At 70.1% G+C, this 16,997-nt stretch carries 9 protein-coding genes; 5 read left to right on the forward strand and 4 right to left on the reverse strand.

Features of this window, described 5'->3' with window-relative positions; all coding sequences use genetic code 11:
• The first annotated feature begins 65 nt into the window (after nucleotides 1-65).
• Nucleotides 66-2,210: a BTAD domain-containing putative transcriptional regulator gene (locus ABH926_RS29560; protein ID WP_370369126.1), complete on the forward strand. Its 2,145-nt coding sequence runs from the start codon at nucleotides 66-68 to the stop codon at nucleotides 2,208-2,210.
• Nucleotides 2,211-2,224: 14 nt separating this feature from the next.
• On the opposite strand, the gene ABH926_RS29565 is transcribed toward ABH926_RS29560, so the two are convergent.
• Nucleotides 2,225-2,539, reverse strand: coding sequence for a hypothetical protein (locus tag ABH926_RS29565; protein ID WP_370369127.1), 315 nt, complete (start codon nucleotides 2,537-2,539; stop codon nucleotides 2,225-2,227).
• A 779-nt stretch (nucleotides 2,540-3,318) separates the two neighbouring features.
• Between ABH926_RS29565 and ABH926_RS29570 the strand changes: the two genes are divergently transcribed.
• On the forward strand, nucleotides 3,319-4,842 hold the full coding sequence (locus ABH926_RS29570) for a hypothetical protein (RefSeq protein ID WP_370369128.1): 1,524 nt from the start codon (nucleotides 3,319-3,321) through the stop codon (nucleotides 4,840-4,842).
• Between the two features lie 42 nt (nucleotides 4,843-4,884).
• Here ABH926_RS29570 and ABH926_RS29575 read toward each other — a convergent pair whose 3' ends face one another.
• From ABH926_RS29575 to ABH926_RS29585, 3 genes are all read right to left on the reverse strand, one after another.
• On the reverse strand, nucleotides 4,885-5,748 hold the full coding sequence (locus tag ABH926_RS29575) for an alpha/beta fold hydrolase (RefSeq protein ID WP_370369129.1): 864 nt from the start codon (nucleotides 5,746-5,748) through the stop codon (nucleotides 4,885-4,887).
• A 65-nt stretch (nucleotides 5,749-5,813) separates the two neighbouring features.
• Nucleotides 5,814-7,313 (reverse strand): hypothetical protein, encoded by a 1,500-nt coding sequence (locus ABH926_RS29580; RefSeq protein WP_370369130.1) that lies wholly within the window; start codon nucleotides 7,311-7,313, stop codon nucleotides 5,814-5,816.
• Nucleotides 7,314-7,341: 28 nt separating this feature from the next.
• Complete coding sequence (locus ABH926_RS29585) at nucleotides 7,342-8,400, reverse strand: LacI family DNA-binding transcriptional regulator (protein WP_370369131.1); 1,059 nt, start codon at nucleotides 8,398-8,400, stop codon at nucleotides 7,342-7,344.
• A gap of 227 nt (nucleotides 8,401-8,627) precedes the next feature.
• Here ABH926_RS29585 and ABH926_RS29590 point away from each other — a divergent pair, with 227 nt between their 5' ends.
• From ABH926_RS29590 to ABH926_RS29600, 3 genes are all read left to right on the forward strand, one after another.
• On the forward strand, nucleotides 8,628-11,513 hold the full coding sequence (locus tag ABH926_RS29590) for a discoidin domain-containing protein (RefSeq protein ID WP_370369132.1): 2,886 nt from the start codon (nucleotides 8,628-8,630) through the stop codon (nucleotides 11,511-11,513).
• Nucleotides 11,514-11,601: 88 nt separating this feature from the next.
• A complete protein-coding gene (locus tag ABH926_RS29595) occupies nucleotides 11,602-15,072 on the forward strand; it encodes a discoidin domain-containing protein (RefSeq protein ID WP_370369133.1) in 3,471 nt (1,156 codons plus the stop codon).
• A gap of 146 nt (nucleotides 15,073-15,218) precedes the next feature.
• Nucleotides 15,219-16,928: a LysE family transporter gene (locus ABH926_RS29600; protein WP_370369134.1), complete on the forward strand. Its 1,710-nt coding sequence runs from the start codon at nucleotides 15,219-15,221 to the stop codon at nucleotides 16,926-16,928.
• The last annotated feature ends 69 nt before the right edge of the window (nucleotides 16,929-16,997 follow it).

The raw sequence follows: 16,997 nt of genomic DNA on the forward strand, positions 1-16,997 counted from the left end.
CAGGATAGGAGTACTTTTCGATCTTGGTCGAGGACGGGCCGAGACCAAGAGGGGGTGGGTTCGACATGCGGTACGCGATCCTGGGGTCGCTGAGGGTCCAGGACGACACGGGGGCCGAGATCAAGATCTCGCCCGGCCATCAGCGCTCCGTCCTGGCCGCGCTGCTCCTGAGCCCCGGACAGGTCGTCGCCGCCGACGCGTTCATCGACATGCTGTGGGACGAGAACCCGTCGGCGACCGCCCGGGCCGGACTTGCCACGTACGTCGGCCGGCTGCGCTCCGCGCTGGGGCCGCGGGTCGCCGCCCGCATCCGCCACGAAGGCCGGGGCTACCTGTTCGAGCCGTTCCCCGGCGACGAGATCGACCACGTGCGGGCCGCGATGCTCGCCGACCGGGCCCGGAACGCGGCCGACGAGGGCCGCTGGAGCGCGGTGGAGGAGGCCGCGACGGCCGGTCTGGACATATGGCGCGGCGAGGCCCTGGCCGACGTGGTCTCGGAGTCCCTGCGCCGCCAGTTCCTGCCCTACTTGAGCGAACTGCGCCTGAAGCTGGCCCGGTTGCGGATCGACGCGGCGCTGGCGCGCGGCGAGTTCGACGCGATCCTGCCGATGGTGCGGACGCTCACCAGCAGCCATCCGCTCAACGAGCCCTTCCACGAGCGCTACTTCCTGGCGCTGAACGGAGCGGGACGCCACGCGGACGCCCAGGAGTGGTACCGGCAGGTGCGGCTCCGGCTCCGGGAGGAGCTCGGCACTTCGCCGTCCCCGCTGTTGCAGCGTTTCTCCGCCCGGGCGCTGCAAGGCGTCGGCATCGGCGAGCTGGTCGCGGAGCTGCTGGGTCTGCGCGCGACGCCGGCCCTCGCTCCGGCCGAAGCGGTCCCGGCCGAACCCCCGGCGCCGGCTGCGGAACCGGTGCGATCGGCTCCGGACCCCGACCGGTCCTCCTCGCTGGCCGACCAGCTCCCGCCGCCCCCGCGGCGGTTCGTCGGCCGCGAGGCCGAGCTGGCCCGGATCAGCGCCGCGATGTGCGACAACCACCCGCCGGAGCAGCCCGGGCTGACGCTGCTGGTCGGCATGGCCGGCGTCGGCAAGTCCGCGCTCGCCCTCACCTGGGCCCACCGGGCCGCCGCCGACTTCCCCGACGGCCGCATCTACCTGGACCTGAAGGGCTTCGCGGACAGCGGCTCGGCGATGGACACCGACGACGCGGTCAGGGTCCTGCTGGACTGCCTCGGCTCCGGCGGCCAGGCCCTGCCGCTCACCCCCGACGGCCGGCTGGCCCTGTTCCGGTCGATCGTGGCCGGCAAGCGGGTCCTGATCGTCCTGGACAACGTCCGGCACGCCGACCAGGTCCGGCCGCTGCTGCCGCCCGCGGGTCCGGCCCGGATCCTGGTCACCAGCCGCAGTGCCCTGTCCAGCCTGATCACCATCGACTTCGCGCGCTCGGTGGACCTGCAGCCGCTGACCGCCCGGGAATCCCGCGAGCTGCTGTACCTGCGCATGGGCCGCGAACGCTGGAGCGGACACGAGGAGGCGGTGGACGCCATCGCCGAACGCTGCCACCACCTGCCGCTGGCGCTGGTCGTCGCGGCCGGCCGGGCCTGGGTGCGCCCCGACATGTCGCTGGAGGACCTGGCCGCGCAACTGGGGGAGTCGCAGGGGCCGCTGGGCGCCCTGGACGGCGGCGATCCGGCGATCGACGTCCGGACCGTCCTGTCCTGGTCCTACCGCCACCTCAGCCCGCAGGCCGCGCGCCTGTACCGGCTGCTGGCCCTGCTCCCCGGCCCCTCCGCGACGGTGCCGGCCGCCGCCTCGCTGGCCGCCGTCCCGGCCGCCGAGGCGCACGCGACCCTGGTCGAGCTGGTGTCGATGAACATGGCCACGGAGGACGACCAAGGCCGCTACCACCGGCACAGCCTGCTGGAGGCCTTCGCGGCCGAGCGGCTGGCCGCCGAGGAGGACGACGCCGAGCGCGCCGCCGCACGGCGACGTGTCTCAGACTTCTACCTCCACACCCTGGCCCAGGCGCACACCCACCTGCCCGCGCAGCCGATGCCGCCGGCCGCGCGCCTGGGCGCCCCGGCTCCCGGCGCCCTGGTGGTGACCTTCCGCGACGGTGCCGAAGCCGCCGCCTGGCTGGACCGCGAACGCGAAGCGCTGACCGCGGTGATGGCCGACTACGCCGCTGCCGACGGTGAACTCGGGGTGTAGGTGGTGATGGGCCATCATCGCTCCGGATAGGGAATCGGCAGCGGGGTGCGCAGATCCCCGCCCCGCGCCTTCGCCAGCAACGCCCCACGCGGGTGGCCGGCCAGCACGCTCATCGCGAACTCCGTGCAGAGCTCGAAGCTGTCCTTGGCGCCCCTGAGCAGGAAGTGACCCGCGCCGGGGATCTCCACCCGGGCCGCCTCCGGCACCACTTGGGCCACTTGGCGGGCCCGCTGCGTCCACTCCAGCGACTGCGCCGTGCCCGCCTGGCTGCGGTCCCGGTCGCCGTGCAGGATCAGCACCTCGCGCCCCGCCAGATGCGCCACTGGCACGGCGCGCACGGGAATGCCCGGCAGTCACGGTCGATGTCCTCCGAATCGTTCATCGCTATCCCCGGGATCATTCCGGCAGGCGATAGCGCCGTCATCGCGTCTGGATTGCGTTGCGGAAACCGCTGTCCCAGTCGATCCGGCCTGGTTATCCTGCCTCCGTCGACGATCATCCAAAGCGGACGGGGCCGTGGCTGACGGACTGCACATCGCTAGCGCCGGCAAGCAGCGGGCCGTTCTCGGGGTGCTGGCCGCGCGAGCGAATCAGACCATTTCCATGCCCGCGCTGATCGACGCGCTGTGAACGCCGAACTCGCCGCCTCCTGATATCGGCAACAGGAAACCACGAGGTCTGATGGAAGTGGCCTCGGATAGCTATTGCCCCGCCCAGATGAGCCCCGATGTACTTGCACTGCACAGCTGTACAACACCTCCATCGTCGGGCGAGAAATTCAGGGGGCAGGGAAATGACGGAGGAACCGCGCCACGATAGCGTGCCGTCTCACAACGAGCAGGCCGCTGACACTCCGCCGCCGGAGCATCCGCCGACGGTTCCGGATAGTCCGCCGACGCTACAGCTTCCGGTGGCAACTTCACCCGGGGCGGTCACAACCGATCTGCACCCGCCGGTCGTGCCCGCTGAGGCGCAGCCGATTCCGCCGCAACCGAATCCCGCTCAGCAGATTCCCCCTCAGCAGTTCGCGCCTCAGCAGTTCGCACCTCAGCAGTTCGTACCTCAATTCGCGCCTCAGCAGTTCGCGCCCCAACCACCCCCGCCGGCCATGCCGGTCGGCCAGATCGCCCCGCTCGCGCCGCCGGACTGGTGGCGCGCCATGGCAGTGGCCCTGCTGAACCTCACCGGCCTGGGCCTCGGCTTCGTCCTGATCCGCCGCTGGCGCGCGGCCATCGCATGCTGGCTGGTCACCGCGGTGCTGCTCCTGATCGCCCTGCCCGCCACGCCGAACGGTATCCCGATCGGCGTGACCGTCCTCTACATCGCGTTCCTCGTCCTCGTCGCGGTGCTCGGGGCCCTGCGCGGTCTGCGTACTCCGCTGCTCTGGCCGCCGCGTGCGCCGGTCGCCTTCGGCCTGGCCGTCGTGCTGCTCGTGGTGCCGCTCGGTGCCGCGGTGCTCTTCGACAACGCGCGCCAGGAGGCCTACCAGCAGATGCTGCTCAAGCGCCTCACGCAGGCCGACAACGCGATCACCTCCGCCGAATTCGAGCCGATCGCCACCGCGGAGCCGCAGTTCGTCAGCAATCTGGCGACCTTCCAGGACCTCCTGGACCACCACGGCACGTCGCGTGCCGCCAAGCTGGTCCCCGGACGGTTGCAGGCGTTCTATCAGGTGGTCAGCAGCCCCTACTCCAGTGGCGACTACTGCAACGCCATCGAGCCGCTGAAGTTCCTGCGTACGCTGCCGACCACCGCGATCAGCGCCCGCGACCTCGGTTCGCTGGCGACCTTCCCCGACGACCGGCTGGCCACCTCGCTCTACCAATGCGGCACGCACGCCCTAGGCTCCAACGGCGACCCGACGGCGGCCCAGGATCTCAATGACCTGATGTCCACGTTCCCAGGCTCGGCCCAGGCCGGCAAGGTGGAACCGGCCGTCGCCGCCGCCATCACCTCGGCCGCCGGCGGCCTCACCGGCTCGGACCCGTGCTCCGCGACCACGCAGATCACCAGCCTGGGCGGCCAGGTCTCGGCGTTGACCACCAGCGTGGCGGCCATCTCCGACGGCCTGAAGAAGGACGTCGGCACGGTGAACGGCGACGTGGAGGCCGGCACGTACGACTGCGCGGTGTCCAAGTACAAGGGCGGCGACTTCGCCGGCGCCCAGACCGCGATGGACAGCTTCGTCAGCACCTACCCGAACGATCCCAACAAGGCGCTGGCCCAGAAGTACAGCATCGCCGCCCAGATCGCCCAGCAGGACGCCGACGCCGGCAAGGTCACGCCCACCCTCACCACCGGCGGAAGCGTCAGCATCACCATCTTCAACGACAGCCCCGACGCGATGCAGATCCTCTACACCGGCCCGGCCACCGGCACCATCAACATCGGCGCCTGCTCCGGCTGCAAGGTCTACGCCACCGCCGAGGACGCGCAGCAGAACGCGTGCGGCGACAGCAGCATCGACTACCCGAAGGCATCGTTCACGCTGCCGCCGGGCACGACCTACCTCCTGCAGAAGAGCACGAACACCGATGTGACCGACTACACCCACAGCGACCAGTACGCGGCCGGCAGCGTCTACCAGCTCTGCGCCTACGAGAAGAGCCCATTCGGGGGATTGGGGTTGTAGGGGCGGGGCGACGACCCGTTACGTGGGCGCGGCGGCGAGTCCTCAGGCGGTGTGCCGCAGCAGCGCGTCCACCACCTCCGGCCACGCCGCACGCGGCAGGCCCTGCCCGATGCCCGGCAGCGTCAGCAGCGCCGCGCCCGGAATCTCCGCGGCCAGCGCGACCCCGTTGCCGCGCGGGAAGAACGGGTCCTCGTCACCGTGGACCACCAGGGTCGGCGCGGTGATCTCGCCGAGCCGCTCGCGCCAGCGCGGCCGGCAGTCGATGGCCGCGAACATCGTGCCGAGGTGGCTCGCGACCTGTGCCTGTGCCTGTGCCTGTGCCTGCGCCGTGCCGCCGGCTCGGTCGAAGACCGCGCCGGCGGTGGCGCGCGCGTCCTGCTCGTCGAATCCCCGCGAGCCGGACAGCAGGCGTGCGGAGCCGGTCATGTAGTCGACCACGCTCTGGCGATCCGTCCAGTCCGGCGCCGGACGTCCGAACAGCCGGCCCATGACCTCCGGCGCGTGGTCGGGCAGGTCGGGGTCGACCGGGCCCGGGGCGACCGGGCGGGTGGAGATCAGCGTCAGTGACGCGACCTGGTCGGGGTGGTCCAGAGCCAGCAGCTGTGCGATGAAACCGCCGACGCCCATCCCGACCACGTGCGCGCGCCCCAGGTCCAGCGACGTCAGCAGCTGCGAGGCGTCGCTCACCAGGTCGCGCAGGTCGTAGGCGGGCGCGTCCGGGTCGACGAACGTCGACTGACCGGCGTCGCGCAGGTCGTAGCGAACGACATACCGCCCGGCGGCCAGCACGGCGCAGAGCTCGTCCGGCCAGCTCAGCATGGTCACACCGATGAGTAGCACCGGCGGATCCGCCGGGTCCCCGAAGGTCTCCACGCACAGCTCGACGTCGTTGACCTTGATCTGCATTTCCAGCTCCTTCCAAGTCACCAAGTCACCAAGTCACCAACACAGACGACTCGGCGCCCGGAAACTCATCGCCGGGGCATCGCGGCGCGGTCCAGCACCTCGTGCAGCTGCTCGGCGGTCAGCGCCGGGTTGGCGGCCGCGGCCTCGGCGAGGTCCGGGTCGTCCAGCAGCGTCGCGATCCACTCCGCGGGCAGCAGCGGGTTGGCCGCGGCGGCGCACCGGACGCGGTGGTCGGGGTCGGTGAGCTGCGCGTACGGCGGTTCGTCGAGTGTCGTGTCGGCGGCGGCCAGGGCGCGGACGCCGGGGTCGGCGTGGGTGAGCAGGTCGGCCAGGCCGGTGCGGGGGAGGGCGGGGCGGGTCAGCAGGAGCTTGCGTTGGCGCGGTCCGGCGATGAACGCCTCCAGCAGGAGCTCGGCCGACGCGGCCGGGTGGTTGTAGGCCAGCAGGTGGCGGACGTGCGGATCCGGGTCGTGCGCCAGGAGTTCGACGAGGTCGGCCGGCAGCACGCTGGAATCGATCGCTGCGACTCGGCGCATCAGCGGATGGGGCGACACGGCGCAAGCCGCGATCCAGTCGGGGTCCAAGCCGCCCTTGGGCCAGTCGTCCCGGCCGATCTGGTCAGCCGTGCCGGCATAGGCGAAATCGATACGCTTGCGGTCCGCGTCGGTGGCCGGGCGCGGGCGCGGCAGAGCCCGCGAACGGACGCCTCCGTCCGGGTCGCGGGCCAGCTCGGCGAGAAGCACCGCATCGAGGTCGTGGCGGCCGGCGATTTCTTCCCGGACCTTCGGGTCGGGGTCGCGGGCCAGGCGCGCCACGATGTCCGGCGGGGTGTGGCGGTTGCGGGCCAGAGTGGTCAGGTTCCGGCGGCTGGCGATGCAGGCTTCGATCACGTCCCGGGACACCGGGGAGTTGGTCAGTCGGTCGAACCTGGCATGGCAGTCCTTCTCGGGGAGATCGGCGGAGGTGACGACGGCATCCCACCCCGGCGTTCCCCGAGCCTCCTGCCGCACAATCGGGTCCGGGTCGGCGAGGAGTACTTGGCGCTCGTCGTCGGTGAGCACGAACAGAATCCGCGTGGAGTGCACGCGCAGAGCAGGGTTCTGGTGATGGATCAGCCCACGAAGGAAATCGCGAGGCACCTGTTGCGAGAAGAACAGCTCCTGCTGGCATTCGTAGGCGGTGAAGAGGTCGTTTCCGTGCATCCCGTCCTGGAGCAGGAGCGTTTCGAGCACGGCATCGGGCAGGGGCTTGATCGGAAGAAGATGACTGCGCCGAGGCCCGCCGGCCAGCCGGATCCGCACCATGGGATCCGGGTCGGTCACGAGCCGCCCACGGTCGGCGGGATCGGCATACGGATTGCGGGCGAACGCGCGACGCACCTTTTGATGCGGACTCGCCAGCACCGCCTCGACCAACTCGGCCGGCAGCGGCCGGTCCTCGCAGAGCAGCGTCCAAGCGGGCTCACCGGCTTCGTCCAACAGACGCAACAACACATCCGGCGGCGCGGCCGGGTTCGCGGCGACGCCCAGAATCCACGACTCGGCAAGGGAAACGGACTCCGACATCCGGCCATGATCCCATCAGGCCAACCCTCTACGCCGATTCGCGCACCACCAGCGTCGGCTCGAATATCCGCGACGTGACCCGCAGCCCCTTCTCCTCGATGTGCGCCAGCAGCAGGTCGGCCATCGCCGCGGCCAGGTCCTCGATCGGCTGCCGCACCGTGGTCAGCGGCGGCCGGCAGGCCGTGGCCGCACTGCTGTCGTCGAAGCCGACGACCGCCACCTGCCCCGGGACCGCGATGCCGCGGTCGTGTAGCGCGAGCAGCGCGCCCTGCGCCATCAGGTCGTTGGCCGCGAACAGGCCGTCCAGGTCCGGGTAGCGGTCCAGCAGCTCGCGCATCGCCTGCTCGCCACTGTCCTGGGTGAAGTTGCCCTCCACCGACGGGACGAAGGCGTGTCCGTGCCGGGCCATCGCCTCGCGGAAGCCGCGCAGGCGGTCCTGGCTGGCCGGCATGTCCATCGGGCCGGAGATGGTGGCCACCTGGCGGCAGCCGCGTTCGGCCAGGCGGTCGGCCGCCAGGGCCGCGCCGGTGTGCTGGGCGACGTCGACGTAGCTGATCGGGATCGGGGTGCTGGGGCGGCGGGACAGGACCGTGGGCAGGCCGGAGTCGGTCAGCATGGCCGGCAGCGGGTCCTCGGCGTGCGTGGAGATGAGCATCACGCCGTCGACGTGGCCCTGGCGCAGGTAGTCGAGCAGCTGCCCGCGGGAGTCGGCGGTCTCGGCGAGCATCAGGACCAGGTTCACCGCGCGGGGGCGCAGGACGCTGATGATGCCGCTGACCACCCGGCCGAAGAACGGGTCGGTGAACACCCGGCCCAGGAACGGGTCGTCGAACGTCCGGTGCTCGGCCTCGGACACCACCAGCGCCACCGAGCCGGTCCGCCTGGTCACCAGCGAGCGGGCCGCCTGGTTCGGCACGTATCCGGTCTGGGCCACCGCGGCGCGCACGGCGTCCCGGATGCGGTGGTCGACGTTGCGGGTGTCGTTGACGACGCGGGAGACCGTCGCGCGCGAGACCCCGGCGATCCGCGCGACGTCCTCGAGGGTCGGGGCGCGTGTCGGGGCCGGGACTTCGTCGTCGGCGGTCATGATGCGTTTATAGCACGCGGGGGAGAGCGCTCTCCCGCCGAGGGCTGATAAAGCCCTCCAGCGAAGTTTCGGAATCAGAATCCGTTGACATTCCGGAAACATCAGCGCAACGATCGCAGATGCGAGAGAGCGCTCTCCGTGTTCCACGCTCGATGACGGGGACCATCCGCGGCGCCGACCCCTGCGCCGTGCCGCCATGAAAGACCCCTGACTAAGCAGGAGATGTCATGACTGCCTTCTCCTCCGGTGGGACCATTCATCGGAGACCCCTGATCCGCCGACCGCTGCACGCCGCGTTCCTGCTGCTCCTGGTCCTGAGCCTGGCGGCCTACGCGATCGTCGCGCCGTCAGCCGCGCACGCCGCCGACAGCCTGCTCTCGCAGGGCAAGCCGACCACCGCCTCGTCGCAGGAGAACGCCGGGACCCCGGCGTCCGACGCCACCGACGGGAACACCGGCACCCGCTGGTCCAGCGCGTTCAGCGACCCGCAGTGGCTCCAGGTCGACCTCGGCGCGACCGCGTCCGTGGACAAGGTCGTCCTGCAGTGGGAGACCGCCTACGCCACCGCCTTCCAGATCCAGACCTCGAACGACGGCACGACCTGGACCTCGATCTACTCCACGACCGCCGGCACCGGCGGGACGCAGACGCTGACCGTGTCCGGCTCCGGCCGCTACGTCCGCATGTACGGCACGGCCCGCGCGACGCAGTACGGCTACTCGCTGTGGGAGTTCCAGGTCTACGGCACCATCGCCTCCGGGGGCGGCTGCGGCACGGTGAACGCCGCGCTGAACCAGCCGGCCACCGCGTCCTCGCTGGAGAACGCCACCTTCCCGGCGTCGGCGGCCGTCGACGGCAACACCGGCACCCGCTGGTCCAGCGCCTTCAGCGACCCGCAGTGGCTCCAGGTCGACCTCGGCAGCACGCAGTCGATCTGTCAGGTCGTCCTGAACTGGGAGACCGCCTCGGGCAAGGCCTACCAGATCCAGACCTCGAACGACGCCACGAACTGGACCACGATCTACTCCACGACCACCGGCCCCGGTGGCACCGAGACGCTGAACGTATCCGGCTCCGGTCGCTACATCCGGATGTACGGCACCGCCCGTAACACGCAGTACGGCTACTCCCTGTGGGAGTTCCAGGTCTACACCGGCAGTCCCGGCGGCGGTACCGGCGTCACGGTCACCAACCCCGGAAACCAGACCTCGACCGTGGGCAGCGCCGCGAGCGTGCAGATCCAGGCCTCGGACTCGACGGCCGGGCAGACGCTGACCTACAGCGCGACCGGCCTGCCGGCCGGGCTGGCGATCAACTCCGCCTCGGGGCTGATCTCCGGGACGCCGTCCGCGACCGGGACCTTCAGCACCACGGTGACCGTCAAGGACGGCACCGGGGCGACCGGCACCGCCTCCTTCACCTGGACCGTCAACGGCATCGCCACCGGCTGCACCAACCAGTCGAACACGCCGAACTTCGGCCCGAACGTCCACATCTTCGACCCGAGCATGTCCAGCGCGACCATCCAGTCCACCCTCGACACGGTCTTCAACAACCAGAAACTGAACCAGTTCGGCACCGAGCGCGACGCCCTGCTGTTCAAGCCGGGCACCTACAGCAACACCGCCAACATCGGCTACTACACCTCGATCCAGGGCCTGGGCCAGAACCCTGACGACGTCACCATCAACGGGGACGTCACGGTCGACGCCTTCGACGGGACCGGCAACGCCACCCAGAACTTCTGGCGCTCGGCGGAGAACATGGCGGTCAACCCGTCGGCCGGCAACACCCGCTGGGCCGTTGCGCAGGCCGGGCCGTTCCGCCGCATGGACATCCACGGCGGGCTCCAGATGTACCCGGCCAGCTACGGGTACGCCAGCGGCGGCTACGTGGCCGACTCCAAGATCTCCGGTCAGGCCTCGAGCGTCTCGCAACAGCAGTGGTACACGCAGGACAGCAGCCTGGGCAGCTGGAGCGGGTCGGTCTGGAACATGGTGTTCTCCGGGGTGACCGGGGCGCCGGCCCAGAGCTTCCCGACTCCGCCGATGACGACGCTGGCCACCACGCCGACCTCGCGTGACGTGCCCTACCTGTACGTGGACTCCTCGGGCGACTACCACGTGTTCCTGCCGTCGCTGCGGACCAACGCCTCCGGGCCGAGCTGGGCCAACGGGCCGACTCCCGGCACCTCGGTGCCGATGAGCCAGTTCTTCGTGGTGACCCCGTCCAACACCGCGGCGCAGATGAACGCGGCGCTGGCGCAGGGCTGCAACCTGTTCTTCACCCCCGGCGTCTACACCATCGACCAGACGCTCAACGTCACCAACCCGAACACGGTCGTGCTGGGCACCGGCTTCCCGACGCTCATCCCGACCGGCGGCGTCAGCACCATGCAGGTCGCCGACGTCGACGGCGTGCGGATCAGCGGTCTGCTGATGGACGCCGGCACGACCACCTCGCCGTCCCTGCTGACCGTCGGGACGCCGGGTTCCTCGGCCGACCACAGCGCCAACCCGATCTCGGTCCAGGACGTGTTCTTCCGCATCGGCGGCGACATCGCCGGCAGCGCGACGGACAGCCTGGTGGTCAACGCGAACAACACCCTGGTGAACGACATCTGGGCGTGGCGCGCGGACCACGGCAACGCGGGCACGGTGGGCTGGACCACCAACACCGCGGACAACGGCCTGACCGTCAACGGCAACAACGTCCTGGCGACCGGGCTTTTCGTGGAGCACTACCAGAAGAGCGAGGTCGTCTGGAACGGCCAGGGCGGGGAGACCATCTTCTTCCAGAACGAGAACCCCTACGACCCGCCGAACCAGGCGGCCTGGATGAACGGCTCGACCAACGGCTATCCGGCCTACAAGGTGGCCTCCAACGTCACCTCGCACCAGGCCTACGGCATGGGGAGCTACTGCTACTTCAACGTCAACCCGGCGGTGGTCAACGACCACGCCTTCGAGGCGCCGAACACCCCCGGCGTCCAGTTCCACGACCTGTTGACCGTCTCGCTCGGCGGGGTCGGCGTGATCAACCACGTCATCAACTCCACGGGCGCCGCGACTCCGAGCAACACGACGCCTTCGAACGTCACCTCCTACCCGTGACGGGAAGCAGGGGCCGCGGATCCGATCCGCGGCCCCTGCCGCGGGCGCAGTCGCGAAACACCAACCTCATGACGCGAGGAAGAGAAGTATGGCCGTCAGTCAACAGGCGCCACCTTTGCGCGCCGGAAATCCACGCACCACGTCGCTCGCGGTGATCCTGGTCGTCGCCCTCATCAGCGGGCTGATGGTGGCGATCGCCGCGGGGTCCGCCCACGCCGCGCCCTCGCTGTTGTCGCAGGGCAAGACCGCGACCGCCTCGTCGGTTTACAACGGCAACGCGGCCTCCAACGCCGTGGACGGCGACACCGGCACCCGCTGGGAGAGCGCGTACAGCGATCCGCAGTGGCTGCAGGTGGACCTCGGCGGGACCGCGACGATCAGCCAGGTCGTGCTCCAGTGGGAGACCGCCTCGGCCAAGGCGTACCAGATCCAGGTCTCGGCCGACGGCTCGACCTGGACCTCGATCTACTCCACGACCACCGGCCCCGGCGGCACCGAGACGCTGAACGTCACCGGCACCGGCCGTTACGTCCGCATGTACGGCACCGCCCGCAACACCGGGTACGGCTACTCGCTGTGGGAGTTCCAGGTCTATGGCACTTCGGGCACCGGAGGCGGCGGGACCTGCGGCACGCAGAACGCGGCGCTGAACCAGCCCGCCACCGCCTCCTCGACGGAGAACGCCGGCACGCCGGCCGCCGCCGCGGTCGACGGGAACACCGGGACCCGCTGGTCCAGCGCGTTCAGCGACCCGCAGTGGCTCGACGTGGACCTGGGCTCGGCGCTGACCGTCTGCCAGGTCGCCCTGACCTGGGAGACCGCGTACGCCACCGCGTTCCAGATCCAGGTCTCGAACGACAATGCGAACTGGACGACGATCTACTCCACGACCACCGGGACCGGCGGGAACCAGACTCTGAACGTCTCCGGCACCGGCCGGTACATCCGCATGTACGGCACGGCGCGCGCCACGCAGTACGGCTACTCCCTGTGGGAGTTCGGGGTCTACACCGGCGGAAGTGGGGGCGGCCCCACTTCGCCGAGCTCGCCGTCCACCAGCAGTACCGGGGGCGGGAACGGGAACTGCGGCACCGCCAACGCCGCGCTCGGACACCCGGCCACCGCCTCGTCGATCCAGGACTCCAACCCGGCGTACGACCCCTTCTACGCCACCGACGGCAGCACCCTGACCCGCTGGTCGAGCGCGTCCTCGGACCCGCAGTGGATCGACGTCGACCTCGGTGGGAGCCTGCCGGTCTGCCAGGTGGTGCTCCAGTGGGAGAACGCCTACGCCTCCGGGTTCCAGATCCAGGTCTCGAACGACAACACGAACTGGACGCCGATCTACTCCACGACCACCGGGACCGGCGGGACGCAGACGCTGAACGTGTCGGGTACCGGCCGGTATATCCGCATGTACTCCACGGTCCGTGCCACCGGCTATGGGGTGTCCCTGTGGGAGTTCTCGGTCTACACGATCGGCAACCAGACCATCACCATCCCGCCGCCTCCGCCGCAGCCCGCGCCGGGGAACTGTCCCTGGCTCAACGAGCCGAACGTGGCCGTCTCGACCCGCGTGGCCCAGCTCATGGGCGCCATGACGCAGGACCAGAAGGACGCGATGCTCTACGGCGACGGCTCGAACGTCTACATCGGGCAGATCGCCGCGCAGCCCGCGCTGTGCATCCCGAGCGTCAATCTGGAGGACGGGCCCAGCGGGGTCGGCGACGGCCTCGGCGGGGTGACGCAGTTCCCCGACGGGGAGACGAACGCGGCCACCTTCGACCCGTCCTACGAACACGACTTCGGCGCGGCGGTGGGCCAGGAGTTCGCCGGCAAGGGCGTGAACGTCTCGCTCGGCCCGACGATCAACCTGGTGCGCGATCCGCGCTGGGGCCGGTCCTACGAGACGTTCGGCGAGGACCCGTACCTGACCGGTGAGATCGTCAGCGCCGACGTGCAGGGGATGCAGAGCCAGGGCGTGATGGCCGAGGTCAAGCACGCGGCCGCGTACAACATCGAGCAGCCCTCCGCGCCCGGCAACGAGATCATCGACACCCGCACGCTGCAGGAGATGTACCTGCCGGGCTTCCAGACCGCCATCGAGAAGGGCGGCGCGGCGGCGCTGATGTGCGGGTACAGCATGGTGAACGGCAACTACTCGTGCCAGAACCCGGCGATCGAGAACACCCCGATGTACCAGCAGGCCGGGTTCCAGGGCTTCATCACCTCGGACTGGGGCGGGATCCACTCCACCGTGCCGTCGGCCAACGCCGGGGAGACGGTCGAGATGCCCTTCGGCGGCTTCTTCGCGGCCTCGCTGGAGCAGGCGGTCGCGGCCGGCCAGGTCACCCAGGCCACGTTCGACACCATGGTGTCGCGGGTGCTGACGCAGATGTTCCGCTTCGGCATGTTCGACAAGGCGCCGAGCGGTTCGACGACCGCCATCGTCGCCACGCCGGCGCACCGCGCGGTCGCCCTGCAGGGTGACGAGGAAGGCTCGGTGCTGCTGAAGAACAACGGTGTCCTGCCGTTGGACCCGAAGGGCAGCGAGTCGGTGGCGGTCATCGGCACCAACGCCGGGGCCGGCGTGATCACCGGTGGCGGCGGCAGCGGGAGCGCGACCAGCACGGGTACCTACAACCCGCTGTACGGGATCCAGCAGCGGACCGCCGGGACGAACGTCAAGGTCGCCTACGACGACGGGACGAACCAGGCCTCCGCGGTCGCGCTGGCGCAGTCCTCGAACGTGGCGATCGTCTTCGCCGACGACAACTACGGGCACGAGGAGTCCGACACCACCACGCTGAACCTGCCGGACAACCAGGACGCGCTGATCTCGGCGGTCGCCGCGGCCAACCCGCACACGATCGTCGTGCTCAGCGACAACTCGGCGATCATGATGCCCTGGCTGAACCAGGTGGCGGGCGTGTTCGAGACGTTCTACCAGGGGCAGGAGTTCGGGCAGTCGATCGCGGCGCTGCTGTTCGGGGACGTGAACCCCTCCGGGCACCTGCCGATCACCTTCCCGACCTCGCTGACCCAGGTACCGGCCGGCACGACGGCGCAGTGGCCGGGGGTCAACGGGACGGTGCAGTACTCCGAGGGGCTCGACGTCGGGTACCGGTGGTACGACCAGAACAACGTCGCGCCGCTGTTCCCGTTCGGCTTCGGGCTGTCGTACACGACGTTCTCCTTCAGCAACCTGCAGATCGGGGCGCTGAACAACGGCCAGGCGACGGTGACCGCGACGGTCACGAACACCGGAAGCCGCGCCGGGACGGAGGTGGCGCAGCTGTACGTCGGCGACCCGGCTTCGGCCGGCGAGCCGCCGCACCAGCTGAAGGGATTCCAGCGGATCACGCTGAACCCCGGCGCATCGGGGACGGCGACGTTCACGGTGTCGGCGCACGATCTGGCGCACTGGGACACGACGTCGAGCACCTGGATCGCGTCGGCCGGCACGTACCAGATCCTGGTCGGGGACGGCTCGCGGAGCCTGCCGCTGACCGGGAACCTGAACAACCCGGCGACCGTCACGGCGAACGCCATGGACTGATGGCTCACTGCTCGGACGAGGCGGTCCGTGCCAGTGGGGAAACCCATTGGCACGGCCCGCTTCGCCGTGCTTTCGACTTCCTTACGGATGCGCCACGGCACCGGTGCCGTCAGGCGGACCTCAGTTTTCCCATGCACGATGATGACGTGCTCACTCTGGTTCTGATCGGCCTCGTCGGCGGCCTCATCACCGGCATCTCGCCATGCGTGCTGCCGATGCTGCCCGTTTTGTTCTTCACCGGCGGTGCCGCCGGTCGTGCGGGAGAAGCGGAATCGCCTTCGCCGCGGCGCGGCAGCCGGCGTCCGTATCTGATCGTGGCCGGGCTCGTCCTGAGCTTCAGCGTCTTCACGCTCCTGGGCACTCTGGTGCTGAGCGCCCTGCCGCTGCCCAAGGACATCATCCGGTGGGCCGGTCTGGTCGTGTTGGTACTGCTGGGCATCGCCATGATGAACCAGCGCGTGGAGGATCTGCTGGAGCGGCCGTTCTCGCGCATCCCGCAGCGCCGCGTGACCGATGAGCACGGCGGCTTCGTGCTCGGGCTGGCGCTCGGGGCCGTGTACGTGCCCTGCGCGGGGCCGGTGCTGGCGGCCATCACCGTCGCCGGTGCCTCGGGGCGGATCGGGGTCGGGACGGTCGCGCTCACCGTCGCGTTCGCGGTCGGCACCGCGATTCCGCTGCTGGCCTTCGCGCTGGCCGGGCGGCGCGTGGCCGAGCGGGTTCGGGCCTTCCGCAACCGGCAGCGGGGGGTGCGCATCACGGCGGGCGTCGTCGTCATCGCGCTGGCTGTGGCGCTGACGTTCAACGTCACCGACGCCCTGCAGCGCGCCGTGCCCGACTACACCTCGAACCTGAACGCCGCGCTGGACAAGTCAGGAGCCTCACACGCGCTGGCCCCGGCCGGGCCCCAGGCCCTCGCGAAGTGTGCGCAGTCGGAGATGAGCGCGTTGGGAGACTGCGGCAAGACGCCGGCGATCACTGGCGTCCAGCAGTGGTTCAACACTCAGGGCAACGCCGCGCTCACTCCGGCCGAGCTACAGGGCAAGGTGGTCCTGGTCGACTTCTGGGCCTACTCGTGCATCAACTGCCAGCGCGCCATCAAGCACGTGCAGGCCTGGTACACCGACTACGCCGCCGACGGCCTGGTGGTGATCGGCGTGCAGACCCCCGAGTACACCTTCGAGGCCGACCCCGGCGACGTCGCGGCCGGCGCGAAGCGCCTGGGCATCACGTATCCGGTCGCCCTGGACAGCAAGTACACGACCTGGAACGCCTTCGGCAACGAATCCTGGCCCGCCGACTACCTCATCGACTCCACCGGCGAGGTCCGCTTCGCCTCGATCGGCGAGGGCGCCTACTCGAACACCGAATCGCTGATCCGCAAGCTTCTCACCGCCGCCCACCCCGCCGGACTCACACTCCCGCCGCCCACCGACGTCCCCGACACGACTCCCACGGACCAGAGCCAGACCCCCGAGACCTACCTGGGTGCCGAGCGCGCGAACAACTTCGCACCGGGGAAGTCCGGGACCTTCCAATCCGGAACGCAGACCTTCGCCTACCCGGCCGACCTCCCCGACGACGCCTTCGCCCTGACCGGCACCTGGACCGTGGCCGCGCAGTCCCTGGCATCCGGCCAGAACGCCGGCATCCGCCTGAACTTCAACGCCGCAAAGGTCTACCTCGACATCGGCGGCACCGGCACGATCACCGCCACGGTCGACGGGAAGAGTACGAGCTATCCGGTGTCCGGCGCTCCGGACATTTACACCGTCGTAGATCGAAGCGACTCGGAACGCGGCACTGTGACGATTACGCTCTCACCTGGGCTGAGTGCCTACTCGTTCACGTTCGGCTAGCACGGAGACAACCCGGGTCGGGCCCGATATGATCAACCACTTTTGCGGCCCGACTCGGGGGGATCCACT

The organism is Catenulispora sp. GP43, from assembly GCF_041260665.1.
Lineage (GTDB): Bacteria > Actinomycetota > Actinomycetes > Streptomycetales > Catenulisporaceae > Catenulispora.